Genomic DNA, 2,329 nt, shown 5'->3' with positions numbered 1-2,329 from the left:
GTGGCGCAGCGCCATCATCGCGCCGATCACGCCGTGCAGCGCGGCGAGCGAATCACCGATCGAAATACCGATGCGCACCGGCGGCCGGTCAGGATGACCGGACACGTAGCGCATGCCGCCCATCGATTCGCCGATCGCGCCGAAGCCCGGCAAGTCCCTCATCGGCCCGGTCTGGCCGTAGCCGGACAGGCGCACCATGATGGTGGCCGGATTGATGCACTTGAGGTCGTCATAGCCGACGCCCCATTTCTCCAGCACGCCCGGCCGGTAATTCTCGATGATGATGTCGGCATCCAGCGCCAGGCGCCTCGCGATCTCCTGGCCGCGCGTATCCTTCATGTTGAGCGTGACGCTTTTCTTGTTGCGCGACTGCACCGACCACCACAGCGAGGTGCCGTCCTTGAGCACGCGCCACTGCCGGATCGGGTCGCCGCCGTCGGGCGCTTCGATCTTGATCACCTCGGCGCCGAACTCGGCCAGCATGCGCGAACAAAACGGCCCCGCGATCAGCGTGCCCAGTTCCAGGACCTTGATGCCGGCCAGCGGGCCGGGAGATTTTTTATCTGCTGTCATGTTGATCGCCGGTCCAGCATCGCGCGCGCGATGGTGCCCGCGTCGACATACTCCAGCTCGCCGCCCACCGGTACGCCGCGCGCCAGGCGGCTGACCTTCAGGCCGCGCGCCTTCAAGGTTTCGCTGATGTAGTGCGCGGTCGCCTCGCCTTCATTGGTGAAATTGGTCGCCAGCACCACTTCCTCGACCACGCCGTCGGTGGCGCGCGCGATCAGCTTTTCGAGGTGGAGATCCTTCGGCCCGATGCCGTCCAGCGGCGACAGGCGTCCCATCAGCACGAAGTACAGGCCCTTGTAGGTCAGCGTCTGCTCGATCATCAGCTGGTCCGCAGGCGTCTCCACCACGCACAGCAGAGTCGCGTCACGCGAGGCGTCGAGGCAGGTTTCGCATACGTCGCTTTCGGTGAAGGTATTGCACTTGGCGCAGTGATGGATTTTCTCGACCGCCTGCGTCAGGGCGCGGCCGAGCATGGCGGCGCCGTCGCGGTCATGCTGCATCAGGTGATAGGCGATGCGCTGCGCGGACTTGGGCCCGACGCCGGGCAGGCGGCGCAATGCCTCGGTGAGGAATTCGAGACTGGAGGGAGATTTCACTGATCAGTTGATATCATGGAAGGCCGGCCATGACATGCGCCATGCCCGGCCTGTTTGAAAAATCAGAACGGCATCTTGAAGCCGGGCGGCAGCGGCATGCCGGCCGTCAGGCTCGCCATCTTTTCCTGCGACGTCGCCTCGGCCTTGCGCACCGCGTCGTTGAAGGCGGCCGCCACGAGGTCTTCCAGCATGTCCTTGTCGTCGCCCAAGAGGGACGGATCGATCGACACGCGCTTGACGTCGTTCTTGCAGGTCATCACCACCTTCACCATGCCGGCGCCGGATTGCCCCTCCACCTCGATCGAGGCGAGCTGCTCCTGCATTCTCTTCATGTTGTCCTGCATCGCCTGGGCTTGCTTCATCAGTCCTGCCAGTTGGCCCTTCATCATGGTCGTACTCCTTGTTCGTCAGTTAAACGGGTCTGATCGATCCCGGCACGATGGTCGCGCCGAATTCGCGCATCAAGGCGAGCACGAAGGGATCGCGTTGCATGTCTTCTTCCGCCTGGCGCTGGCGCGCCTCGCGTTCGGCCACCGCGACCGCATTGGCGGTATGTTCGACGGCGCCGATTTCGGTTTCCACCCTGACCGGTCTGCCGAAGTGCTCGGTCAAGGCCGCCGTCAGCTTTTCGACGGAACCGGCGGAACGCAGGGTCTCCAGCGGAATGCGCAACAGGAATTGCGCGCCTTCGCCCTGCACCTCGCATTTCAGCAGTTCGCTTTGCTGCGCCAGCTGCTGCACCACGCCGCGCAGCGGCAGCGCCGCCGCCAATGCCGGCCAGTTGCCGTCCCAGTTCAGCTCGGGAACCGGCGCCGGTGCACGCGCAGGCATTCGCTGCTGCGGCGCTTGTACCGGCCTTTCCGGCGCGACGGCGACGTCCGCATCGTTCAATGCGACTACGCTTGCCGAGGATTCAGTTTTTTTTTGAGCCACCGCTGCTGCGGTTTCGGACACGGCCTGCCCTGTTGCCGGCGGCGGTTCGTCTTCCCATGGCGGCGGCGCGCTGACAACCTTCGGCACGGCGCTCGCCATCGGCGGTAGCTTGCCGCCGTTGCGCGCCGCTTCCAGCGCCGCCCGCGCCGGACTCAGGCCGGCGGGGCGTGCCGCCGGGGCACTTGCCGTGGCGGCCTGGGGAGCCGCGCTCAATCTGGCCACTGCCGGCG

4 protein-coding genes are annotated in these 2,329 nt (G+C 65.6%); all 4 read right to left on the bottom strand.

Going from position 1 to position 2,329, the window contains the following annotated elements; all coding sequences use genetic code 11:
* A partial coding sequence (locus A6M56_RS08195) for a CaiB/BaiF CoA transferase family protein (RefSeq protein WP_286758063.1) occupies positions 1-573 on the bottom strand: 573 nt, incomplete at its 3' end.
* On the bottom strand, positions 570-1,166 hold the full coding sequence (gene recR / locus A6M56_RS08190) for a recombination mediator RecR (RefSeq protein WP_286758062.1): 597 nt from the start codon (positions 1,164-1,166) through the stop codon (positions 570-572). The genes recR and A6M56_RS08195, both read right to left, overlap by 4 nt.
* Positions 1,167-1,228: 62 nt before the next feature.
* Entirely contained in the window at positions 1,229-1,555 is a 327-nt protein-coding gene (locus A6M56_RS08185) for a YbaB/EbfC family nucleoid-associated protein (protein WP_286758061.1), read from the bottom strand.
* A 22-nt stretch (positions 1,556-1,577) separates the two neighbouring features.
* A partial coding sequence (locus A6M56_RS08180; protein ID WP_286758060.1) for a DNA polymerase III subunit gamma/tau C-terminal domain-containing protein occupies positions 1,578-2,329 on the bottom strand: 752 nt, incomplete at its 5' end.

Origin of the sequence: Ralstonia sp. RL (assembly GCF_001683835.1) — a bacterium.
In the GTDB taxonomy this organism is placed as follows: Bacteria; Pseudomonadota; Gammaproteobacteria; order Burkholderiales; family Burkholderiaceae; genus Ralstonia; species Ralstonia mannitolilytica.
This window is presented reverse-complemented; position numbering and strand designations above follow the sequence as displayed.

Bases quoted from the DNA above. Each gene is read 5' to 3' on its own strand.
- A6M56_RS08185 (WP_286758061.1), bottom strand. From the start codon at position 1,555: ATGATGAAGGGCCAACTGGCAGGACTGATGAAGCAAGCCCAGGCGATG.